Source organism: Ignatzschineria rhizosphaerae (assembly GCF_022655595.1).
GTDB lineage: Bacteria > Pseudomonadota > Gammaproteobacteria > Cardiobacteriales > Wohlfahrtiimonadaceae > Ignatzschineria > Ignatzschineria rhizosphaerae.
The window spans coordinates 1,494,499-1,517,027 of the sequence record NZ_CP093379.1 but is presented as its reverse complement, the minus strand read 5'-3'; the positions used below and the strand labels follow the sequence as shown (position 1 = coordinate 1,517,027).

Here is a 22,529-nt window from a genome sequence, read left to right as displayed (position 1 = left end):
GATATTACTCCTTAAAGGTCGAAGGAAATATTTCATGATGAAGTTTTAGCATTAAAAAGAGATCATCACTATATGTAAGCGTTAGCTTTTAACGAATCTCAAAACCTTGGCTTTTAATAAGGGTATCGATGACATTCATATCGATCTTTAAGTCATGTAATTCATTTTCCACAAGCTCTAGAGAAAGCTGCGTGAATGCTTGCTGTAAGGTTGTCATAGACTTTAAGACGTCCTGATGCAGTTCTTGAATTTTATGATCTGGTGCATACTCTTGAACCGTAATATATTTCGTAAGATTTTCTTGAATGAGTGGAAGGTAACGATTTAAAAAGCGCCCCCCCACAAGCACATCACGAGGATCTCGTTCCATCGCTTTAATAATTTTAATAGAGATGATTCCAATTTCTGTCACTTGCTCCGAGAGATCGGTCGGGAGTTTTGTCACTTGAAGCTCAATGGTTTCAAGAATCTCAATATGACGGCCAAATAGGGCATATTTCTGTGCTTTTTCTGCTTTTAAGCGGTTAGCTTCTTCAAGAGCTCTCAGGGCTTCTTGAATTTCTTTCTCCTCTTTAAGGTAGGCTTTTTTCTCAGCTTCACTCATAAAGTAATAACTAAATTTACGGCGAATATTATTAGGGGCAAAAATTCCAAATAGTGTTGTAAGGGCTAATCCGATTAAGGTGATAAGCGGAATAATTCCCCAAATCGTTTCAGATTGAGTAGCAACACTTCCGACTATTAGGAGAAGCGAAAAAGGGATTGTGAACCAAAATGTTCTATTATCAATATGGCGATCTCGAATCCCTGTAATTGCCGCAACTAAGCCGCCGATAATCGGTGCTAAGGGCCATAAACCACTTACAATCATTAATATGCCGGCAATAATTCCAACGCCTAATGCAAAGCGATTAGGCCGAGAAGGAAAGAGCATAATCATCCCTAGATAAGTTGTTAAGAAGGTAAAACCTAAAGTGAGATCAATTTTGGAAGGGATAAAGAATGTGGCAATTTGTGTACCAACGCCTGTCAAAAAGGCTTTAGCATGATCCACCATACGATCAAAAGTCGCTTTAACGCCGGCAACGCCGCGACTAAATGCACCACTTAAATTGATAAAAATCTCATCTTCAATATAACGGCTTTGATAGGGTTTCGATGCTAGTGATTGATTATTAGAGGTTTCCTCTTGCTCTTGATGATGAGCTTTTCTCTCTCTTTGAGCTTCAAAAGGAAGTTTAGGGTCTTGTGTTGATCTGTTCATCTAAAAATCTCTAATCAAATACGATATAAATATAACGATAAGGCGCTTTAGGAAATCGCTACAATATTGACAAGTTAAACGCATCTAAAGCCTAAGTCTAACCTACAAATCATGTTAAGGCTTAGGCTTTAGAGTGGAGGTAAAATAATTATTGATACTTTTCAACCACAGAGGTAATGCGTTCGCGAAGATTATCTTCCATCTCTCCTAGCTCTTTTTCTACTTCAGCACGGCGATGGCGAGCTTCTGTGGCAATACGCATGGTCTCTTCAATGGTATCAACAAGGCGTGTTTGTACTTCTCGTACCGTTTCAATATCCACGATGGAGCGCTCAACTTCTTCTGCTGTTGCAATACTATTTTGCTGTAATATCTCGGCATTTTTACGCAGTAACTCATTGGTGGTATCTGAGACATCTTTTTGTAGTTTTGCCGCTTTTCCTTGCTCATCTAATGAGAGAGAAAGTACAATTTGGCTCTTCCAAACAGGAAGTGTTGAGAGAATCGATCCTTGGATCTTTTCTGCCAGTTGCTGATTATTATTTTGAATAATACGAATCTGCGGCGCTGTCTGCATAGAGATGGTTTTAGAGAGTTCAAGATCATGAATACGGCGCTCAAAGCGGTTAAGATTTTCCATGAGATCTTTTACTTTTTGAGCATCAAGGAGATCTTTTGTCTCTTCTGCATGTGCTTGTAATGCCGGTAATTCTGCTGATCTAATCTCGATTAACTTTCTTTTGCCTGCTTCTACAAAAAGATTCACCTCTTTATAATACTCAAAGTTTTTAAGATATAATTGTTCAAGGCGCTCATTATCACGAAGTAAATTAACCATTGAGTTATCTAAATGGCTCGCGATGGTATCGACTTGTGAAGTTAGCGTCATATGATCAATTTTTTTCTCAACCCCTTTTTTAAATAATCCGCCAACTAAGGGGAGGTTTGAGAGGAAATTACCACTTTTTTCTTCAGCTGAGAGTGGGTCATATTCCCGAATTTTCATAATCAGTGATGAGAGTTGATCTCCGACAACCCCAGAATCTTTACCCTTCACCCCTTGTAATAAGGTATCTGAAAACTTTGCAATTTCAGACATCGGTTTGACGCCATAAGCTAAAACCTCAGCCGGTTGATGAATATTAATTGTTTTACTAATTTCATCGATACGCACGAGATCATCTTCCGTTTCTAAAGGCTCATTACCTTGATCAAACACAGCAATCTCAGATGGATCAAAGGGTTGTAATGCTTTATCATCATTCATAAGGTTGTCTCTCTTTTTTGTTAGATAGCTATCGAATTACTCATAAAGTGTGCTAAAGATTGATGGCCTTTAGCACTCTTTTATAGAAAATTTAGCGCCATGATTTGCAAATGATGGGGATCAATAGGCTTATAATCATCGCATTAATGTATATATAAATGGGATTATTATAGAGCTTTTCGAGTAATATACCCAATTTATCAAATTCTCAAGGTGGATGAAGAGATCATTATGACCAAAATTTTAGTTGTGGAAGATGAGAAAAGTATCGCAGAGACCGTTCTATTTGCCTTAAGCCAAGAAGGCTTTCAGTGTGATTGGGTGACATTAGGCAGCGATGCATTAATTGATCAGCAACAAATGGGCTATGATTTATGGATTTTAGATGTAGGCTTACCTGATTTAAATGGTTTTGAGATCTGTAAGCAGTTACGAAAATTTTCAGAAATTCCCGTGATCTTTCTAACCGCTAGAGATAGTGAAATTGATCGAATTGTCGGGCTTGAAATAGGCGCTGATGATTATGTCGGAAAGCCTTTTAGCCCAAGAGAATTAGTGGCAAGAGTGAAAGCTATTTTAAAAAGAACCCAATCCTATAGAGAGGAGACTTTAGATAATAGCGACGCTGAAATTGGTGCATTTATGTGGGAAGCGGAGAATGCATCGATCTTTTATGCCGGAGAGCGCCTTCCTTTTACGCGCCATGAATATCAAATCTTTGCCCATCTTTTAACGCATCCAAAGCAGATTCTAAGCCGAGATCAGTTACTCAATGCCGTTGGCGTATCAGCTGATGCCGGATATGATCGCACAATTGATACTCATATTAAGTCGATTCGGGCAAAGTTACGAGAGATAAGCGCTGATTTAGATGTGATTAAAACCCATCGCGGCTTTGGATATAGCTTTGATTTAGAGGAATCACAATAATTTTATGGCGCTCTCAAAACGAATCTTTATTTTCTATTTTTTCTTTGTCGCACTTTGTGGCTATTTTATGGTGCATCTCTTTTCAGAACAGGTGTATCCAAGTGTTCGGCAAACAACCGAAGAGACTTTGGTAGATACTGCAAACTTCTTGGCGGAAGTTGTGTCGTTTGATCTTCAAGATGACAAAATAACGCCTGAATATCTACAAAAACGTATGGAATCTTATCAGGCGCGGGATCCTCGGGCGAATATCTGGGGGATTGAGAAAAATGATGTGAGCCTTCATATCTATATTACAGATAGCGAGGGGATTGTTGTCTTTGATTCTCGTAACCAAGCGGTTGGTAAAGATTATTCTAAATGGCGCGATGTTTATCTCACATTAAGAGGGCAATATGGGGCAAGAAGTACCACAGAAGCGTTAAGTAGTGATCCTACTGTTATGTCATCGACGATGTATGTGGGCGCACCGATTTATCAAAATGGGGAAATTATCGGCGTTTTAACGGTTTCAAAGCCTAGTCATACGACAGATGCTTATATCGCAAGTGCAAAAGCAGAATTAACCTTTTTTGCCATTATATTATTGGGCACAAGCTTATTATTAGGGGCGATTTTATCTTGGTGGCTTGGCGTTTCTTATCGAAAACTCATTGATTACGCGAGTAAATTAGGGAAAGGGGAGCGAGAAGTGCCGCCGAAGTTTTATGGGAAAGATCTCAATGTTCTCACCTCTACGCTCTCTAATTTAAGGGCAGAGTTAGATGGTAAGGAATATATCGAAAATTATATTAATACCTTAACCCATGAGCTAAAAAGCCCGCTTGCGGCAATTCGTGGCGCTAGTGAATTATTACAAAATGATCTCGATCCAAAGACAGCGCAGCGATTTTTACACAATATTGATCGCGAAGGCGCAAGATTACAAAATCTGATTGATCGAGTCTTACACTTAAGTATGGTGGAAAAGAAACAGACGTTAGAAGTTAGGGAACCCTTGCATCTCAGTAAGCTTATTGATGAAGTGTTAAGTAGTTACTCTGTAATTATTACGCAGAAATCGCTGCAAGTAGAGATCGATATTGCGCCTGATTTGCGCTTTTTAGGAGATCATTTTTTAATGACGCAAGCGCTCTCTAATGTGATTCATAATGCTGTTGATTTTATGCCGGCAAATGGCTTACTCTCTATTACTGCTGAAGTGATTGATAATGCGATTATTTTACAGATTAATAATGAAGGACCTCAAATTCCAGATTATGCGTTATCTCGTCTTTATGAGCGGTTTTATTCATTACCAAGGCCTGACTCTGGGGAAAAAAGCACCGGATTAGGGCTAAATTTTGTCAAAGAGGTTATTGCCCTTCATCATGGAAAAATGCGAATTGAAAATAGAATGAAAGGCGTAAATGTCACTATTGAGATTCCTTTAGGGGATTCTTCTATAAAGCCTCATTAACCTGAATATTATAGTGAAATCGGTTCAAAATAAGCTAATTTAAATGCAGGCACATCGGCATTATAGTGATTTTCAAATAAAATCAGAGGTCAAAATTTATTTATTGATCATCCTCATAAAATAGGCTGATGAGCGGCTGGGTCGAATGCTTGCATGATTTTTTGAAATTGCATGCCAGCAGTTTTTCTTAAACCGAATTTACTATAAATTTAAACTTCACATAAAAAACACAATGGATACATTTTCTCTTCATGTTAGCGATTCATAATAAGTGCTATCTATGAAATAAGGAGAAAAACATGAGAATTGAAGGTTTACGTGAAGATCGTTTAATGCAGGAAGCGCTTCGTGGATTGATGGCAAAGTTTCAGATGAAAACCAATTTTGCCGCTGTGGAGCAAAACCGTCGTCAAAGACGTCGTAATAAAGAGCAACCATGATTTTTTGATTAAAGGAAAGCCTCCAATAAGGAGGCTTAAAAGGACGATTATCAAGATATAAATCGATAAATGAATCGCCATTTACGTTTTAGAAGGCTTACTTTGTAACGATATTTAGCTGTATTAAGCAATCGCCGCAGTAATTGTGATCTCAACTAAGAGTGATTCGTGAGCGAGTTTTGATTCACCACAAGCGCGAGCCGGCGGGATAATATCTTTCACCCAATCATCCCAAACGCTATTCATCGCAGCAAAATCATTCATATCTTTAAGCCAAATGGTTGCAGATAAGAGATGTTCTTTGCTACTCCCTGCTTCTTGTAGTAAGTTCTCAATTTTAGTAAGAACCGTTTTTGTCTGTGTTGTGATATCTGTATTAACATCACCGACTTGACCTGAGAGATAAACCGTATCTCCATGAATCACGATTTGGCTCATTCTTGGACCTGTTTGTTTTTTGATAATGCTCATAAATGATCTCCTAATATTGGGGGAAGGGGTATTAGCTTGCCAAGTATTAATGAACTTGTTAATAGCATGGCCGCTTTGTTAAATGTTGGAATTAAAATCGGGTTGCCTTAAAGGGCGCAGGATCAATGTAAGGGGTTTCACCACTGATCATTTCGCTCATTAATCTTCCCGTTGCAGGCCCAAGTGTAAAGCCTTGATGCGCATGCCCAAATGCAAGCCAGAGGTTTTGATGTTTAGGGGCTTTATCAATAATGGGTTTCATATCCGGAAGACAAGGGCGATGACCAAACCATGGTGTTTTTTCTACGGGGGATTCAAGCGGAAATAGCTCGCGAGCCACTTTAATATCAGCTTGCAGCTGCTCATCTTTAATGGGTGCATCGATAAAGGTAAATTCAGCGCCAGTTGTTAGTCGAATTCCCAGTTTTTGTGGGCTTAGAACATAACCATTATCTTCATCAACAATGCTGTGATTAAGCATCTTGCCTTCGGCAGCTTGATAATGAGTATGATAGCCGCGCATCGGGAAAAGAGGGAAGTTATAGCCAAGGAGTTTTAAGATTTCATGAGACCAAGGGCCTGTTGCGATAATGAGATTTTGTGTTTTTAGTTGTTCTTTTGTTGTTGTGATATCCCATGAACCATCTGATAGCTCATGAAGATTGGTGACTGTAGTTTCTTTAATAATACCGCCTAATTTTTTAAAGTTTTCTGCATAGGCTTTCGTCAGATCACCTGGGCTTGTTACTTGCCAAGCATTTAACCAATGAATACCGCCGACAAAGTGGCTAACATCAAGATCAGGCTCAAGTAGAGCGATCTCTTTAGGCGTTAATATTTTAAACTCAACACCGTGAGCGGTGAGTTTTGTAGATTTAGCAATAATGGCATCTAGGCTTTTTTGATCACGGTGAAGTTGTAACCAACCTTTTTGACGCACTAAGTATTCAGCATCACTTGCGGTAAACATCACCTCATGCTCTTTTGTCGCATGCTCAATTAAGGTTGCCCACTCTTCGACAATTTTATCATAAGGTTGTTTGGCAGAAAATTGAAAGTATTGCCACAGTGGTTTTGCATAATGCATTAAGGCTTTTGGGCGAAAACGGATATCAAGGCTAGTATTCGGCAAAACCCGAAGCATTTCTTTTATCTCTCTTGGAAAGGGATGTGGGTAAATAGCTTCACGTTGGATAAGACCGGCATTACCATAAGATGTCTCTTCTCCAGGCGCTTTACGGTCTAATACGGTGACTTGAAAGTTTTTTTGTTGTAGATGCCAAGCGATGGAGATTCCAACCATGCCGGCACCAATGACGATAGCTTCTTGTTTCATATTATTCTCGAAGATGATGTATTGAAAAGAGAGGATCTAGTCGATCCTCATCGTTTAATGATTAATATTGTCATTTATGGTTTGTTAGCGAGAGATGCTAAGCGTTTCTTTTCCACTTTATCACTAAAAACTTCCCCTGTAAGTGTTTTGTAAAGTGCGCATACCATCACCACTAACCCTAAAATTCCTAATGCGGGATAGACCGTTCCAACTAACTGACTGAAAGGAAACATAGAAGCAAATATTGCTGCAATAATGACAATGAAAATCATTAAACGAAATTTCGTGCTTCCAGCATTAAAAAAGCGAATTCCCATACCATAGAGATTAGAAACAGCCGTGGTATAAACAGCAGCTAGTAGTAAAATGCTAAAGAGTAGCCCTGAGGTATAGTTAATCTGTTTTGCGACTTCTAAGAAGGGAATTTGATAACTGGCAATGGCTTCAAGGTTTGAGAAAATTGCGACAGTAATAAAGAGGATACAGATTCCTAAAGTCAGTCCACCGACAATCCCCGCTGTTCTTGCAACTTTTACATTTTTTTCCGCATTGCCTAATGATGCAAATGTAGAGACGCCAGGAACCACATTATAAGAGACATAAATAATGGCTGCAAACCACCAGAATTTAGAAGCCGTTGCCGGTTGAACAATGGCTAGAGCTTCATCAAGATTTGTGAGTCTTCCATAATTTTGACCAATGGTGATCATCGAGATAATCAGCACGCCAATCACCATGACAGGTGTGACAAACCCAAGCGTTCTAATGGCAGAGGAAAAACCTAAAAAGACGGTGATAAAAGTGACAAAGGCAATAATGAGTTTTCCGATCATCGGATTCCAGCCATAATATTGCTCCATCGCCGCGCCGCCCCCTGAGATCATAATGGTGATCATGCCAAACATAAAAAATAGTAAGACATAATCAGCAAGGCCGCCTAGTAGATTGCCACAGAGATAACGGCAGACCACTTTATGGCTATTGGTTTTTAAGCGATAGCCTAACTCCATAAATACAGCGCCATACCAAGCTAGTAAAATAGTGGTGATAATAGCGCCTGCAATACCGATAAATCCATAACCGGCAAAAAATTGTAAGATCTCTTGGCCGCTTGCATATCCTGCGCCAATAACAGCGCCGACATAAACGCCGGCATAAGCTAAAACTCTAAATATTGCAGGTGATTGATGTTCCATATGTCCCCTCCATGGGTATTAATTTATTGGATATCACATCTGTTTATTATTTTTATTAAGATGTGTTAAATGAGATGGCATTTTTAATACAAAACCATCTTTATTCCTGATTGATCTTCAATAATCATTATTTTAAAAAGCTTATCTCTCACCCTTAAAATCATTTTGTGGAGCTTAAAATATGTGAGAAAAGTTTAATTTAAGATGAACTTGAAATAGTGAGCATCGTGATTAAAAAGAGATAGGTAATATCCTTTTTAAAAGTTGCAAAGTAGTCATAGATTTCCTCATTTTTGGTTAGTTTATTATGTTATTTATTATAGTGTTATCGCACTTTAGTTGAATAAATGCACGTTACTTCAAACTAGAGGATGATACTTTTTTAAGCAAATAATAAATATTAATTTTATCTATTAGTAAAACTGATGCATTGTATACTTTATCTTTGATAAAGCTCATAAATGGAGGGTTTTTAAAGATTGTCGGCCCAATATGAAAGCCTGTTATGAGAGATATTGATCTTGATGTTTTTTTTAGATCTTATTTAAATAAGAGATAGTTTTTGTCAATAAGGCATTTTTTTAAGCGGGAAGCGTTAATATTAGTGATAAAAAATAGGGGTAAAAAAAGCTTCAAATATTACTTTGAATCGAAGCTTGGAGGGTTTGGTAAGCAATAAAGTGATGATAAAACGTCAATGCTCAATTGTTGAAAATAGCACTTAATGATTAAGCGACTTTGGCAAAGCGGTAAATAGGCCACTCTTTAGTTGTAGCTATGTGATATAGCGAATGATCGGGATTGACGGTATTGGGATAGCGCACTTTTGAGAGCAGCGGCAGATCATTGATAGAATCACTATAAAAATAGGTAGTAGCAAGAATCGCATCAATGGCCGCGCGGTGGCTTTCAGCGCCCATTTTTTGCAGTTTTTGTGTGATATATTGCTCATAAACCGTGATTTTTCCTGCTTGATAGGGAATGGTTCCGAGGATTTTACCGGTATAAAAACCATTGATTATCTCCACTTCAATCCCAAAAGCTGCAGATACATTAAAGCAGAGCTCGGCAATGGGTTTGACCAGTAGATTTGGTGAGGCAGAGATGATGATGGTTTCGATCCCTTTTTGTTTGTAATGTTCGATCTTTTTTAAACCTTCACGGTAGACAATGGGCATGATCTTTTCGCTGACGAACTGTTTTGTTAAAAGTGCAATTTCATCTGCTTGAAGGTGCTTAATTGGGGAAAACATCAGATCTATACAAGCTTGTTGATCTAGAATCTGCGCTTCATAGGCTTTTGTTAAGGCGTTGCTTTGATGAATAAAAGTAGGGATATCCGTGACATATCCTTGTTCACAGAGCCATTGCCCCCAAAGAGCAGTACAATCTCCATGGATAAGGGTTTCATCTAGATCAAAGATTGCAATCATAGTTATTCTCCAATAATTGGCAAATGGTAGAACAAAGATCAGTCTGTTCTATCATTTTAGGTTGTAATTGTTTGTGAGTAGAACCAAAGATAAAAAGAGGGATCTTTGTTTGGATCTCAATCTCTTTAGTATGTGAATATCGCTGGTTTTTGTTGTTTATTCCGTGATCTGAGGTAATAAAAATTTGGTACTCTTCCTCAAGCCAAATAGGGAGATAGTGGGCAAAGACTTCGTCAATTAAGCGAGTGCTATTGTGATATTCAATGGAATTCCCCCCATAAAGATTCCCAGAATAATCTATTCCCATAGGGTGGATCAGCAGAAAATCAGGATTGTAATTAACTCTTAAATACTCGGCATCAGAAAAGGTATGAGAATCGGGATAGTGCCAATCAAAATAGAAGATTCCATAGGGAATTGTGAGATTTGGGTTAGCAACAAATCTCCAATCAATAGGTTCAAAAGGTGTGTGATTATAGAGTTCTGAAAACCAATGGGATGCTGCCGCTGCGCCTATTTTTCCAAGAGATTTTGTGTAGTGGAAGATACTCTGTTCTTTAGATCGTTGAGTGGTTTCATTACTGATAATCCCACTCTCTTTTGCGGTTTTTCCGGTGAGGATTGTTTCATACAGCGGTCTAGAAAGGGCAGGAGGAACAGATTCGATAGCTCTAAGATGACCTTTTTGTGCTTTACATTGTGCTAAAAGATATCCCATCGTTTTCTCTGCAACTTGATAATTTAATCCATCTAAAATTATTAAAATTACTTTCATCATCAACACCTCTTTTGAAGTAGAGAATAGCTGCATCTGATCGTGACTTAGCTATAAATCCTCTATAGCTAAGATGAATTTTAATCCCTTTTTATGACAATTTAATGACGAATTAAAAAAAGTATAGAGATTTTACCGTCAGATTATATCTCGTAGTAAGGCTAGAAAGCTTTGGTTTTAAGGGGTAGGCGTGAGCAATTATGATTAAGATGCGTGATCCTATTGAGGGGGGGGAGAGTTTTTGACTCTCTTCTTCATTATTGGTTGAAACATTAGTTTTTTCGTACTTATATTATTGTGAAACTAAGTGATCAGTCATCATAAAAACTGCAGATATAGGAGAGGTAGATGGGCAACATTCTTTACAATCCGTTAATCTCTCTTTTGATTTAAATAGGTTACATTGGTTTGATATTGAGACTCAAAGGCGAGCTGTGTAAAAAAGCTTAAGGTAATTTGATAGTTAATAGTTGATGCTAGAGTAAAAATATATTAAAAAATATTATCTTTATTAATATTTTAAAGTAGTAATATTAATGGGTAAGGTAAAGATTTTATTTTTTAATTTTATGTTTATATTATATTTCAATGTTAATTTAAAGGTTGCTATTATCTCTAATAGTTATTAGGAAGGGTATGTCATCATTTTTAAAGGGTAAATGGAATTACCCAAAACTTATTGCGCATCGTGGTGCTGGGAAAGATGCGCCAGAAAATACTTTAGCTGCTTTTCAGTTAGGTGCTGATAGTGGTTGTAACATGTTTGAATGTGATGTGAAGTTATCAAAAGATCAGGAATTATTTCTCTTACATGATGCTACATTAGATAGAACGACCAATCTTCAAGGATTAGCAAAAGTATATGATTGGCACGAATTAATAATGGCGGATGCTGGCGCGTGGCATTCAAAGCAATATAAGGGAGAAAAGCTCTTAAAATTTACAGATTTAGTAGATTTTATAATTAAAAATCATTTTCGCTTAGATGTTGAAGTTAAGCCAAATGAAGGGCAAGCTTATGAAACGGGCGCTGCGGTAGCACGATTTTTACAGCAGCGTATGAGACAAAAAATTGATCAATATGTCGAATACTTTTTTACTCATGAACCGGTCAATTTTTTTACAAAGTTACATGATGCACTTTTAGATCAGCTAGAACCCTATTGTTTGCAGAATCAGTTTTTAATCTCTTCCTTTGAACCAGAAGCATTAAGAGGGGCGAAGGACACTGTTTCAAAGATTCCAAGAGCGCTACTGATAGATGATTTCTCGAAAGGAGAGGATCTGATTTGGCAGCAGCTAGAGCTTTTAGAATGCCAAGGGATTATTATCAATTATCAGATTTTAACGCCGGAATTTTTAAAATGCTGCCATGAAGCAGAGCGATTTGTAATGGTCTATACCGTTAATGATTTAGATAAGATTAATCAATTATTAAATCTAGGTGTTGATAGCGTGATTACAGATAATATGCGAGCATTAAACGTATTAGGTTATTGTTGATTTGGTTTAAGAAGCTCTGGTTTAAGAAGCCCTATTTTAAAAGTACAGTATGCGTATCAAAATAGCTTGTATGATGCCGGATAGAACGATTCTTGCGCTTTTCATAACTGATGCGCCGGCAATCTGGCTTAGAGGCAATTGAACCGATTTTACTATAGTTAGTAGATTGAAGCTGATAAGCCTGATTTCGTATATATTCCTAAAAAAGGAAAATCAGGCTTTAAATCTTCAGTTGATAGGTTTTACGCTAAGGTATTATCCCCTGCATGGTAGCTTGAACGAACCATAGGGCCGATATGCGCGAGTTTAAAACCTAAACGATAAGCTTCTTTTTCATAATCTTTAAAGGTTTGTGGCGTTACATAACGGTCAACAGCTAAGTGCCCGCCTGAAGGTTGTAAGTATTGACCAATTGTAATCATTTCAATGTCATGATCACGCATAATTTTCATCACTTCCATCATCTCATCATCAGATTCACCAATACCTACCATTAATCCTGATTTTGTTGGGACATCTGGATTTTTAGCTTTAAAGTTTTTCAATAACATTAAAGAGTGATGGTAATCAGCGCCAGGGCGGACTTGCTTATAGAGTCTTGGTACGGTTTCCATATTATGATTTAGGACATCAGGCGGTGTTTGTGTGAGGATATCTACGGCAATATCCATTCGACCTCTAAAATCAGGCACGAGAATCTCAATTTTAGTATGTGGAGAGACTTTACGGATTTCCGTAATACAGTCAGCAAAATGCTGCGCTCCACCATCACGAAGATCATCACGATCCACAGATGTAATCACAACATAATCAAGGCCAAGAAGTTTTACTGTTTCTGCTAAGCGTTTAGGTTCTTCGCTATCAAGCTCATTTGGGCGACCGTGGGCAACATCACAAAATGGGCAACGGCGGGTACAGATGTCTCCCATAATCATAAATGTTGCCGTGCCTTGGTTAAAACATTCACCAATATTGGGGCACGCCGCTTCCTCACAAACAGAGTGCAGTTTGTTCTCTCTTAAGATCGTTGTAATCTCATTGAAGCGTTTTCCTGTAGGGATTTTTGCGCGAATCCAATCCGGTTTTGGGATTCGCTCTTCCTTGGGAACCGCGACAACTTTAATGGGAATGCGCGCAGTTTTAGCCGCACCACGAAGCTTTTCACCTTGTTCTACTCTTGCTGTCATAATTACTACTCAAAATCTGGAATGGTTAAATTTTTATAGAATAGACAGTATAACAGGGAACGCCCACATGTTAAGAGAAGATCCTTAGATCAGCGTTCGCTTTTTATACAGAAAATTTAAATAGGGTAGCAATGTTGATGTAGAATATTGATAGTAAATAAAAATTGGAGTTTTAAGCCGATCTTTTAGGGAGGTAGCCCTACTTAAATGCAACTTATAAGCTTCAATATAGGTTGGAATATCTGTCATTGTCATCGCATCATTCACCATAAAAGTCGTTCTATCTGGCATCGTGCAAGCAGGTTTGATACTGTACTTTTAAAACAGGACTTCTTAAACGAAATCGCCTAGAAATCTTGATAAACATCATTTTCTCTCTATTCAAAACTTTTAGAGACGGTAAATTATGGCATGATGAAAGGCTAGAATGATTAACGCTTAAAATCAAATGGAGGTGTTGTTTATGCGTGATTTAACAAAAAAGCAGCGAATTCCTAAAAATCCTAAGCACCCAGAGAGAATCTGTTGGGGTTGTGATCGTCTTTGTGCGTGGAATAAGATGATGTGCGGTAATGGTTCTGAGCGTTCCCAACATCCTGCTGAATTATTTGGTGATGATTGGTATGAGAGTTTAACGGCAGATGAGCTAAAGTATATTGAGTTAGTTTAGCCCATCAGTTATTTAACAAGATCATTAGTTACCAGGCAGAAAATGTTGTCAGCTGTGCTTTAAATTTACTTGGGATGGGAACAAAAGCCCCTTTTTGCGTACAGATATAACTACTAAATTGATTGGCAAAATGGTGCGATGTGGCAAAATTAGCGCCATGATTGAGCGCTGTTAAAAATGCTGCAGAGAAGCTATCCCCGGCACCAACAGTATCTTTGATTTCTGCTTTTTGAATACTTTTTGCCGAATAATCTGTTTCGCTCATGACGATACTGCCATTCGCTCCTAATGTGAGAATGATAAAATTGAGCTTAAGCATGATGATAAGTTGATAAAGCGCATCGCGAGTTGAGAGCTTTTCTAGCGAAAAGAGTTGTTTGAGATATTTAAACTCCTCTTCATTGATTTTAAGAATGTCCGCAAGCGAGAGAAGTTCTAAAATACGTTTCTCCGTAAAATGGGGTGCTCTAAGATTTAAATCAAGAAAGCGTATTGCATCAGTATTACTTGCTAAAATCTGCTTTAAAGTCGCAAAACTACTATTATTGCCTTCATAACGCTGTGCTAATGAGCCAAAGGCAATAATATCTGCAGATTTCCCAATATGGCTTGTATTTTCAGTATAGGGAATAGAATCCCAAGCAGCCGGTTCATTAAATTGATACTGTGGTTCTTGATTTTCTATCGTGATATCAACCTTGCCGGTAGGCAGATCACTTTGAATAATATGATAGGGGATATTGAGTTTCTCAAGTTGCATTAGTGCTTTATCTCCTAATTCATCATTTCCCACTTGTGAGATCAGCTGCGCAGATTCCCCTAGTGCATTGAAAAAATAACAAAGATTGCTAGGTGCACCGCCTAAAACTTGCCATGTCTGATCCTTTTCATGAAAGATATCCCACAAGATTTCACCAAAGCAGAGGATTTGATGTCTTTTCTTCATTGTTATTTTGATCCTTTTCCTGAAATTAGCCCGAACAATAATCTCCCTTATTAAAACAGATTATAGGAGGTGATGGAGATTTTACTCTTTGAAAAGTGAAGTTGATTTCGACTTTAAGCTAAAAGTGTAGAGCAGAAATGAGGGTAAAGGTAGGAAAAAGCGCTTTAATTTTTAAATGGAGAAAATAAGGAAGAAAGGACGAAATGAGGGAAGAGTGGTATAATTTTCGTTTTAATGAATTCGTTAGGAACTGACATGGATTTAAAAGATTATATTGCACGTATTAAAGATTTTCCGGCAGAAGGTGTTGATTTTAAAGATGTCACGCCCCTACTCAATGATGTTGCAGCTTATCGCTATACCATTGAGAAGATGAGTGAATTTGTAAAATCTTGCGGAGCAACCGTGATTGTCGCGCCTGAAGCTCGTGGCTTTATTTTTGCAGCGCCGGTTGCTTTTAATACAGGGATCCGTTTAGTGTTAGTCCGTAAACCAGGAAAGCTCCCTCGTGAGTGTCATAAAGTAGCTTACTCATTAGAGTATGGTAATAACTTCCAAGAGATGCATAAAGGCGATGTACATCCCGATGATAAGGTTGTAATCCTTGATGATGTTTTAGCAACGGGGGGCACTATTAAAGCTATTATTCAGATGGTAGAAAAAGAGAATGCAAGTGTCGAAGGTATCTGTTTCTTAGCAGATCTTCTTTATCTGCATGAGCCTCAAGTGTTAGATCAGTATAAAGTAGAATCCTTATTAACGTATGAGGATTAAGATAAACAGATAAAGCGTAGACTCTTCTATGGAATAGTTATTGATCTTGAAAAAGGATTTTATAAAAGGAGCTTATTAGCTCCTTTTTTTGTTGCTTTAAAATTACATTTTAAAAAATTACCCTCGTAAGTTTTTAATAAAGCTAAGTAATCTGGGCTTTTGGGATATGTGTAAATATTTTTTAAGCTATTGATTAATTTTTGATTGAAAGAACCTCATGGCAAATTTGGTTGCCTTTTTGAGAGACTATGTTAATAATAGAGATACAAATTATATTAGACATATAATTTAAGTATGTTTTAAGTGTAAAAAATAGGTGGGGAAATCTAGAGACCTCTAGATATATAGGTCGTTCTTTATAAGGAAATGGCAGGGATAAGATGATTACAGGATTGTTGGTAGGGGCTTTACTGGGGTTTATTTTGCAACGTGCAAGATTTTGTATGACCGGCGGTTTTCGGGATATTTACCTTGCTAAGAGCTTTACGATGCTTTATGCCTTTTTGATTGCTATATCAGTGCAGGCTGTTGGCGTATTTTTATTAGTAAAAGGCGATTATTTAACAATCTCAACAGGATCAATCTCTTTATTAGGATCTATTGGCGGCAGTCTTTTATTCGGTATTGGCATCGTATTAGCGGGAGGATGCGCAACTGGAACATGGTACCGCGCAGCGGAAGGATTAATCGGTAGTTGGATTGCCTTAATTTTTTATATGATTTTTGCAGCCGTTACAAAATATGGGGCGTTATCAGGGCTGCAAAATGAGGTGGCTCAAATAGGTGTTATTAATGATTCTATGGCGCAAACTTTAGGAGTTGAGCAAGGTATCTTAGTGCTTTTGTTAGTGATTATTACGGCATTTTTAGTATGGAAGCATCTTCGTAAACCTAAAGTGGTAATTCCTTCATTGCCTGCAAAGCGTACCGGCATTTTGCATCTTTTATTTGAAAAGCGTTGGCATCCTTTTGTTGCAGGTGCGGTGATTGGCGTTATTGCATTAGCCGCTTGGCCTTTAAGCTCGATGACAGGTAGAAATAGTGGACTAGGTATTACAACGCCTTCCGCAAATATTATTCAGTTTTTAGCCACAGGGGATTTAGGGCTGATTGATTGGGGCGTCTTTTTAGTGCTTGGAATCTTTATTGGCTCTTTTATTGCGGCAAAAGGTAGTAGGGAGTTCAAATGGCGTGTACCAAGTCATAATATTATTATTTCAAGCGTGATTGGTGGCGTAATTATGGGGGTTGGCGCAAGTTTAGCAGGTGGTTGTACGATTGGAAATGGCTTAACGAATACTTCCATTATGGCTTGGAAAGGTTGGATTGGGCTCTCATTTACAATTATAGGAGTTTGGATCGCTTCTTACTTTATCTATGTAAGACCTCGCCGAGTTACTAAAACATCAGTAGCTGTTGCCTCGTTGTGATTTAGCTTTGTGATTTAGCTTTATGGCTTAGTTTTAAGGGGATTCTCTTTTGACTATTAAAGAGTGAGAAGAGAATTTCTAGTTAAGTTAGTTTAAAAGTGGCTGAATCTAATTGCCGGCGCATCGGTTATGAGAAATACAGGCGTCTTTATTAAACCGAATTCACTATAAAGCATGATGACTAAATCAAACATCAAACATCAAGAACCAATGAATGGGGCGTTTTAGTTAACGACATTATTAAAAATTAAATAATCTTTGTAAAAGAAGGGAATGAAATATGGCAGTTTATGAATTAAAGTCTTTGGGGTTAGTTTGTCCTTTCCCGCTTATTGAAGCAAAAGAGAAGATGGCAACTTTAGAAGTAGGTGATGCTTTAAAGATAGAGTTTGATTGCACACAAGGAACAGAGGCAATCCCAAGATGGGCCGCAGAGGCTGGGCATGAAGTTACAAATTATGAGCAGATTGGGGACGCTGCATGGGCGATCACGATCGTAAAAAATTAATATACTCTAAATATGTTTTAAATATATTTGAAATATTTTCTCTATTAATGATTGTTTAAGCTATTGTTTTTATAAACTATAGTTTATAGTGAGAAGACAGCTAACTTATAGAGATCTTATATTCTTCACCTTTGTTTTATAGAACGAGCTATTATTTAACAGATTCACATGGATGTAGTAGGGATACACATAGCAAGGAAATCTTGTACAGGAGGTTAGGAAGGGAACGCCTTTACAGGAAAGAGTAGGATACTCGAAGATAGGGAAGCTCGGGCATGAAGACCAAAAACGATAAGGGATTATCGTGGAAAAGCCAGCAAAGTATGGAGCGATGCTGGCTTTTTTGTGTCTAAAATTTATAAAAGTACCGGAATTTCGTGGGTGATTTTAATTTCATTCGGCGTAATGGATGTTGCAAAAGCTAGGATTTTGACACCATTTTTTGCAGCGACTCTTAGGGCCTTGCCATATTCAGCATCAATTTCATCAGCAGGACGAACGCCTGTAATTCCTTCAAGGTTAACGCAGTAAATAAGAACGGCGTTAGTACCATTTTTAGCAAGCTCTGTAAGCTCTCGAAGATGTTTTGTGCCGCGAGTCGTGACAGCATCTGGAAAAGCTGCAATATCGGAATCTTTAAATCCGAGTGTGACGCTTTTCACTTCAATATAAGTAAAGCTTTCACTATCGGGTGTTAAATGGGTAAGACGGATATCAATACGGGAATTTTCATTACCATATTTTACTTCTCTTTGTAGTTTGTTATAAGGCAAGCCTAGATTGATCGTTCCATTTTCAAGCGCTTCTTCAATAAGGCGATTAGCTAAATGTGTATTCACATTTGCAAGGCGCACAAAAGGTGTAGTTGCAATTACCCAAGTTCCTTTTGTTTTTCGATGAGGATATTGTGAGGCTTCATACCAAAGATCACTCTCTGGGAGTAGGCAATTTAGCATCGAACCCGTATTCGGGCAATGAATGGTCATTGTCTCCCCCGTTGTTGTTTCAATATCGGTGAGAAACCGGCGATAACGCTTAATGAGCTTACCTTGCTGCAAAGGGGGATTAAATTTCATAAAGGAATGACCTTTGAAAAAGTGGCTTAAGATTACTTTAATGGGTACCTTAAGCCTATAAAAAATTATTGATTATATCCGACACCGATTTGAATATAATCATGATATTGCTGTTTTAAGGCAGTTAACAGCACTTCATCAGGAATAATACGAAGATTTTCCATCTGCATTACGCCAGAGCTTTTCTCTCCATTATATTTAAAGATAATCTGTAGTCCTTTCTCAGAGCTTTGGTGCTTTTTCATCTTATTGAAGATATCTTGCACTATCTTTTTGGTAATAGATTGATGGTTTTCAAGGTAGATATATTTTGCATGAGTTTCTCGAATCTCTTCAAGTGAATGAAGTGAGCTAACACGCAAGGTCATACTATTATTAAAGGAATCCCAGTTATAGCCACCACGGATAAAGAGAATTGTATCTGTTTCAATCTGCTGACCAAAGGCTTCTATCGTATCTTCAAAAAGACGAAGTTCTGCGCGTGATCTGCCATCATCAATAACAACAAAGTACATTTTGTTACCAGCTTTACTGATGCGAGTATAAAAGGAGGTGACTAAGCCACCAATTAAAACGCTATCATCATGTCCTCGTGAATGATATTGAGGCTCTGGCATCTCTTTTAAAGTGGTCAGAGAAGTTGTGACAACTGATTCAATCTCTTTACGATACTGATCGACAGGGTGCGCCGTAAAGAAGAAGCCAAGCATCGCTTTTTCTGCATGCAGTAACTCATTTTCTGTCATTGGCAGTGAGTCTTGTAAGGTATATTGCGGCTCATCTTGCGGTGTATCATCAAAAAGACCAAAAATATCGCCTTGACCAGAAGTTTCATTTTTATGGTGCTGATCTGCTAAACGAATGGCTTCTGTCATTGTCGCAAGAAGTTTTGCACGATAATGAGCACGCTCTGCAACCGTTTGTATGCTATCATCTAAGCAGTCTAAAGCGCCGGCACGAATGAGGATATCAATCGCACGTTTTGAGGTTTTAGATAAATCAATTCTGCGGCAGAAATCAAAGAGGTCAAGATAAGGACCATTTGCCTCTCGCTCATCAATAAGCTGCATTGCCGCTGCTTGCCCATAACCTTTTAGCGCTCCTAAGCCATAGATAATCGCGCCATCTCGGTTAACAGTAAACTTATAGAAAGATTCATTGATACTCGGGCGAATAATAGGAATCTTCATCTCTTTGACTTCATCAATGATAATGATAATTTTATCAGTGTGATCAAGATCAGCAGAGAGTACTGCAGCCATAAATTCTGGTGGATAATGATGCTTTAAATAGGCGGTTTGATAAGAGAGAAGGGCATAAGCTGCCGAGTGAGATTTGTTAAATCCATAGCCTGCAAACTTCTCCATAAGGTCAAAAAGGTTACCTGCTTTTTCAGAGTCAAAGCCTAATGTTTCAGCTCCTGCCATAAAGAGGCCACGCTGCTTTTCCATCTCTTCGGGGAGCTTTTTACCCATTGCTCGGCGCAGTAAGTCAGCGCCACCAAGGCTATAATTCCCAATGATCTGGGAGATCTGCATAACTTGTTCTTGATAAACAATAACCCCATAAGTGGGTTTAAGAACAGGTTCTAGCTCATCAAATGGGTAGATCACTTCTTCACGTCCGTGTTTACGGTTGATAAAGTCCTCAACCATGCCAGACTCAAGCGGCCCAGGTCTAAAGAGTGCCACAAGCGCGACAATATCTTCAAAGTTATCAGGCTGCATGCGGCGAAGAAGATCTTTCATCCCGCGTGATTCTAGCTGGAAAACAGAAGTTGTTTGGCAGGCTTTTAGAAGATCAAAGGTAGGCTTATCATCAAGTGGTAAGCTCTGAATATCGATCGTTAAATCACGATTATAAGCGATATTTTTAAGTGCCCAATCAATGATCGTGAGTGTTCTTAAGCCTAAGAAGTCAAACTTTACAAGGCCAGCGGCTTCAATATCGTCTTTATCATATTGGGTAACAAGCGCGCTAGAGCCTTCCTCACAATAAAGCGGGGAAAAATCTGTCAGTTTTGTTGGGGCAATGACAACGCCGCCGGCATGCCGTCCGACTGATTTAGAGAGTCCTTCAAGCTGTAGGGCATAATCCATGAGGATTTTGACCTCTTCATCTTGATGATAAAGGTCATGGAGCTCAGGTTCTTGCATCATCGCTTTTTCCAGCGTGATTCCTAAATCCATGGGGATGAGTTTTGCAATGCGATCGACAAATCCATAAGGATGACCAAGCGCACGGCCTACATCTCGAATAACCGCTTTTGCCGCCATGGTACCATGGGTTGCAATTTGTGATACTGCTTCACGCCCGTAAGTATTGGCAACATATTCAATAACGCGATCTCGTCCTTCCATGCAGAAGTCAACATCGAAGTCCGGCATTGATACACGTTCAGGGTTTAAGAAGCGTTCAAAGAGTAGATCGTAAGGTAGTGGATCTAGATCGGTGATTTTAAGTGCCCAAGCCACAAGAGAGCCAGCACCAGAACCTCGGCCAGGTCCTACCGGAATCCCATTATCTTTTGCCCATTGAATAAAGTCCGCAACAATTAGGAAGTAGCCGGGAAAGCCCATGTTATTAATAACATTAAGCTCTGTTTCAAGGCGATCCCAATAGGTGGGATGATCATTTTCGGGGGTTCGCTTCCCGATTCTATCTTCAAGCCCTTTATAAGATTCTGATTTAAAGAATTCTTCAATCGTCATGCCTTCAGGAATTGGGAAGGCCGGCAATTGTGGTTTATGGAGCGTTAATGTGACGGTACAACGCTTTGCTAGCTCTTTACTATTTTCAATTGCTTCAGGAAGATCTTTGAAAAGCTCTACCATCTCTTGTGGCGAGCGAAGATATTGTTGTGGAGAGTAGTTTTTAGGGCGATTTGGGTCAAGCATTGTATGCCCAGATTGAATGCAGGTTCTCACCTCATGCGCTTCAAACTCTGCTTCTTCTGTAAAGCGAACATCATTATGCGCAATAAGCGGTAAATTGAGTAATTCTGCAATTGGGAGGCTCTCTTGAATAAAACGCTCATCATTTTCTTGGCCCACTCTTTTGATACCAATATAGAGCCTATCTTCTAGAAAAGGTGTGTAAAAGGTTCGTAGAACCTCTATAGCCTTATCACTTCCTTGGCTAAGGAGTGTTTGCCCAAAATGACTCTCTTTGGAGAGTATGACTATTAAACCTTCGGAGTATTCTAGAAGTTTCTCATGTGTAATATAAGGAATACCGCGAACCTGATGGTAGCGATAACCATAGCTTAAGAGCTCAGAAAGATTAAGGTACCCTGCATAATTTTGGGCAATTAAAGTAATTCTGCCAACTTCTTCCTCTTCATTAATCACTAAGCAGTCGGCACCAAATATTGGCTTGATGCCTGATTTTATTGCTGTCTCGTAAAATTTAATTGCGCCAAATTCATTACCTAAATCTGTTAAAGCAATAGCGTTCATTCCCATCTCTTTTAGTTTAGCAAAGAGAGGCTTAATGCGAATAATCCCATCCACAAGGGAGAATTCAGTATGAAGATTAAAGTGTGTAAAAGTCATAAATCAGTAATTAATAATCTGCTTAGAAGTTAGAGGGAAAGAAGTCTTAGTGAAGAGGGGAATGATACCATAAAAGGGGAAGGGGGAATGCAGGTACAACATGAAATTTTGGTAAATCATAATCCAATTTCTCATAGTACAAGTTAGGATAATTTAATTTAAATTTAAGATATAAAATAATAAAATGTGTAACTGTATTGTAAATAAAGTTTTTTTTATATATGATTCATTACTTAATAATAAGAGGTTTATAGCTATTTTGATGGCAAGGTATTAGTTTTTTTGCTGATCAGGTAGAATTTAAAAGCCA

Annotated in this window: 19 protein-coding genes; 8 read left to right on the top strand and 11 right to left on the bottom strand. The window is 38.3% G+C overall.

All coding sequences use genetic code 11. From position 1 onward, the window contains the following. Window positions 1-88 precede the first annotated feature (88 nt). Together MMG00_RS06540 and MMG00_RS06535 are read right to left on the bottom strand one after the other, a co-directional pair. Entirely contained in the window at window positions 89-1,264 is a 1,176-nt protein-coding gene (locus MMG00_RS06540; RefSeq protein WP_242153107.1) for a 5-bromo-4-chloroindolyl phosphate hydrolysis family protein, read from the bottom strand. Window positions 1,265-1,412: 148 nt separating this feature from the next. Then, a complete protein-coding gene (locus MMG00_RS06535) occupies window positions 1,413-2,531 on the bottom strand; it encodes a toxic anion resistance protein (RefSeq protein ID WP_242153105.1) in 1,119 nt (372 codons plus the stop codon). A 231-nt stretch (window positions 2,532-2,762) separates the two neighbouring features. Here MMG00_RS06535 and creB point away from each other — a divergent pair, with 231 nt between their 5' ends. The 3 genes from creB to MMG00_RS06520 all read left to right on the top strand — a co-directional run bounded on the left by creB (window position 2,763) and on the right by MMG00_RS06520 (window position 5,360). Beyond that, entirely contained in the window at window positions 2,763-3,461 is a 699-nt protein-coding gene (gene creB, locus MMG00_RS06530) for a two-component system response regulator CreB (RefSeq protein WP_242153101.1), read from the top strand. 4 nt (window positions 3,462-3,465) lie between these two features. Further along, the gene (gene creC, locus MMG00_RS06525) at window positions 3,466-4,920 is read left to right on the top strand and encodes a two-component system sensor histidine kinase CreC (protein ID WP_242153098.1); all 1,455 of its coding nucleotides are present in this window, start codon (window positions 3,466-3,468) and stop codon (window positions 4,918-4,920) included. Between the two features lie 299 nt (window positions 4,921-5,219). Continuing rightward, window positions 5,220-5,360 carry a hypothetical protein gene (locus MMG00_RS06520; RefSeq protein ID WP_242153095.1) on the top strand — a complete coding sequence of 47 codons (141 nt, stop codon included), beginning with the start codon at window positions 5,220-5,222 and terminating at the stop codon, window positions 5,358-5,360. Window positions 5,361-5,483: 123 nt separating this feature from the next. Here MMG00_RS06520 and MMG00_RS06515 read toward each other — a convergent pair whose 3' ends face one another. The 5 genes from MMG00_RS06515 to MMG00_RS06495 all read right to left on the bottom strand — a co-directional run bounded on the left by MMG00_RS06515 (window position 5,484) and on the right by MMG00_RS06495 (window position 10,574). Continuing rightward, entirely contained in the window at window positions 5,484-5,831 is a 348-nt protein-coding gene (locus MMG00_RS06515; RefSeq protein WP_242153091.1) for a RidA family protein, read from the bottom strand. A 91-nt stretch (window positions 5,832-5,922) separates the two neighbouring features. Next, on the bottom strand, window positions 5,923-7,167 hold the full coding sequence (locus MMG00_RS06510) for an NAD(P)/FAD-dependent oxidoreductase (RefSeq protein ID WP_242153088.1): 1,245 nt from the start codon (window positions 7,165-7,167) through the stop codon (window positions 5,923-5,925). Window positions 7,168-7,241: 74 nt separating this feature from the next. Further along, window positions 7,242-8,363, bottom strand: coding sequence for a YkvI family membrane protein (locus MMG00_RS06505; protein ID WP_242153085.1), 1,122 nt, complete (start codon window positions 8,361-8,363; stop codon window positions 7,242-7,244). A gap of 728 nt (window positions 8,364-9,091) precedes the next feature. After that, a complete protein-coding gene (locus MMG00_RS06500; RefSeq protein ID WP_242153082.1) occupies window positions 9,092-9,796 on the bottom strand; it encodes an HAD family hydrolase in 705 nt (234 codons plus the stop codon). After that, entirely contained in the window at window positions 9,780-10,574 is a 795-nt protein-coding gene (locus tag MMG00_RS06495; protein WP_242153079.1) for an alkaline phosphatase family protein, read from the bottom strand. The genes MMG00_RS06500 and MMG00_RS06495 overlap by 17 nt, the downstream gene beginning before the upstream one ends. A gap of 633 nt (window positions 10,575-11,207) precedes the next feature. Here MMG00_RS06495 and MMG00_RS06490 point away from each other — a divergent pair. Continuing rightward, a complete protein-coding gene (locus tag MMG00_RS06490) occupies window positions 11,208-12,074 on the top strand; it encodes a glycerophosphodiester phosphodiesterase family protein (protein ID WP_242153076.1) in 867 nt (288 codons plus the stop codon). Window positions 12,075-12,316: 242 nt separating this feature from the next. Here the strand turns inward: MMG00_RS06490 and lipA are convergent, their stop codons facing one another. Next, window positions 12,317-13,261 (bottom strand): lipoyl synthase, encoded by a 945-nt coding sequence (lipA, locus tag MMG00_RS06485; protein WP_242153073.1) that lies wholly within the window; start codon window positions 13,259-13,261, stop codon window positions 12,317-12,319. 463 nt (window positions 13,262-13,724) lie between these two features. On the opposite strand from lipA, the gene MMG00_RS06480 reads away from it, so the two are divergent. After that, window positions 13,725-13,931 (top strand): DUF3079 domain-containing protein, encoded by a 207-nt coding sequence (locus MMG00_RS06480; protein WP_242153071.1) that lies wholly within the window; start codon window positions 13,725-13,727, stop codon window positions 13,929-13,931. 28 nt (window positions 13,932-13,959) lie between these two features. On the opposite strand, the gene MMG00_RS06475 is transcribed toward MMG00_RS06480, so the two are convergent. Then, a complete protein-coding gene (locus tag MMG00_RS06475; RefSeq protein ID WP_242153068.1) occupies window positions 13,960-14,877 on the bottom strand; it encodes a PfkB family carbohydrate kinase in 918 nt (305 codons plus the stop codon). A gap of 255 nt (window positions 14,878-15,132) precedes the next feature. On the opposite strand from MMG00_RS06475, the gene MMG00_RS06470 reads away from it, so the two are divergent. From MMG00_RS06470 to MMG00_RS06460, 3 genes are all read left to right on the top strand, one after another. Next, window positions 15,133-15,651: an adenine phosphoribosyltransferase gene (locus MMG00_RS06470; protein ID WP_242153066.1), complete on the top strand. Its 519-nt coding sequence runs from the start codon at window positions 15,133-15,135 to the stop codon at window positions 15,649-15,651. A 380-nt stretch (window positions 15,652-16,031) separates the two neighbouring features. Continuing rightward, window positions 16,032-17,081: a YeeE/YedE family protein gene (locus MMG00_RS06465; protein ID WP_242153064.1), complete on the top strand. Its 1,050-nt coding sequence runs from the start codon at window positions 16,032-16,034 to the stop codon at window positions 17,079-17,081. A 280-nt stretch (window positions 17,082-17,361) separates the two neighbouring features. After that, window positions 17,362-17,589 (top strand): sulfurtransferase TusA family protein, encoded by a 228-nt coding sequence (locus tag MMG00_RS06460; RefSeq protein ID WP_242153061.1) that lies wholly within the window; start codon window positions 17,362-17,364, stop codon window positions 17,587-17,589. Between the two features lie 356 nt (window positions 17,590-17,945). Here MMG00_RS06460 and sfsA read toward each other — a convergent pair whose 3' ends face one another. Beyond that, complete coding sequence (gene sfsA, locus MMG00_RS06455) at window positions 17,946-18,665, bottom strand: DNA/RNA nuclease SfsA (RefSeq protein WP_242153059.1); 720 nt, start codon at window positions 18,663-18,665, stop codon at window positions 17,946-17,948. A 65-nt stretch (window positions 18,666-18,730) separates the two neighbouring features. After that, window positions 18,731-22,219, bottom strand: coding sequence for a DNA polymerase III subunit alpha (gene dnaE / locus MMG00_RS06450; protein ID WP_242153056.1), 3,489 nt, complete (start codon window positions 22,217-22,219; stop codon window positions 18,731-18,733). Window positions 22,220-22,529 lie beyond the last annotated feature (310 nt).

Bases quoted from the DNA above. Each gene is read 5' to 3' on its own strand.
- creC (WP_242153098.1), top strand. From the start codon at position 3,466: ATGGCGCTCTCAAAACGAATCTTTATTTTCTATTTTTTCTTTGTCGCA.
- lipA (WP_242153073.1), bottom strand. From the start codon at position 13,261: ATGACAGCAAGAGTAGAACAAGGTGAAAAGCTTCGTGGTGCGGCTAAA.
- MMG00_RS06475 (WP_242153068.1), bottom strand. From the start codon at position 14,877: ATGAAGAAAAGACATCAAATCCTCTGCTTTGGTGAAATCTTGTGGGAT.
- MMG00_RS06490 (WP_242153076.1), top strand. From the start codon at position 11,208: ATGTCATCATTTTTAAAGGGTAAATGGAATTACCCAAAACTTATTGCG.
- dnaE (WP_242153056.1), bottom strand. From the start codon at position 22,219: ATGACTTTTACACACTTTAATCTTCATACTGAATTCTCCCTTGTGGAT.
- MMG00_RS06540 (WP_242153107.1), bottom strand. From the start codon at position 1,264: ATGAACAGATCAACACAAGACCCTAAACTTCCTTTTGAAGCTCAAAGA.
- MMG00_RS06505 (WP_242153085.1), bottom strand. From the start codon at position 8,363: ATGGAACATCAATCACCTGCAATATTTAGAGTTTTAGCTTATGCCGGC.
- MMG00_RS06515 (WP_242153091.1), bottom strand. From the start codon at position 5,831: ATGAGCATTATCAAAAAACAAACAGGTCCAAGAATGAGCCAAATCGTG.
- MMG00_RS06495 (WP_242153079.1), bottom strand. From the start codon at position 10,574: ATGATGAAAGTAATTTTAATAATTTTAGATGGATTAAATTATCAAGTT.
- creB (WP_242153101.1), top strand. From the start codon at position 2,763: ATGACCAAAATTTTAGTTGTGGAAGATGAGAAAAGTATCGCAGAGACC.
- MMG00_RS06500 (WP_242153082.1), bottom strand. From the start codon at position 9,796: ATGATTGCAATCTTTGATCTAGATGAAACCCTTATCCATGGAGATTGT.
- MMG00_RS06470 (WP_242153066.1), top strand. From the start codon at position 15,133: ATGGATTTAAAAGATTATATTGCACGTATTAAAGATTTTCCGGCAGAA.
- MMG00_RS06535 (WP_242153105.1), bottom strand. From the start codon at position 2,531: ATGAATGATGATAAAGCATTACAACCCTTTGATCCATCTGAGATTGCT.
- MMG00_RS06465 (WP_242153064.1), top strand. From the start codon at position 16,032: ATGATTACAGGATTGTTGGTAGGGGCTTTACTGGGGTTTATTTTGCAA.
- MMG00_RS06480 (WP_242153071.1), top strand. From the start codon at position 13,725: ATGCGTGATTTAACAAAAAAGCAGCGAATTCCTAAAAATCCTAAGCAC.
- sfsA (WP_242153059.1), bottom strand. From the start codon at position 18,665: ATGAAATTTAATCCCCCTTTGCAGCAAGGTAAGCTCATTAAGCGTTAT.
- MMG00_RS06520 (WP_242153095.1), top strand. From the start codon at position 5,220: ATGAGAATTGAAGGTTTACGTGAAGATCGTTTAATGCAGGAAGCGCTT.
- MMG00_RS06510 (WP_242153088.1), bottom strand. From the start codon at position 7,167: ATGAAACAAGAAGCTATCGTCATTGGTGCCGGCATGGTTGGAATCTCC.
- MMG00_RS06460 (WP_242153061.1), top strand. From the start codon at position 17,362: ATGGCAGTTTATGAATTAAAGTCTTTGGGGTTAGTTTGTCCTTTCCCG.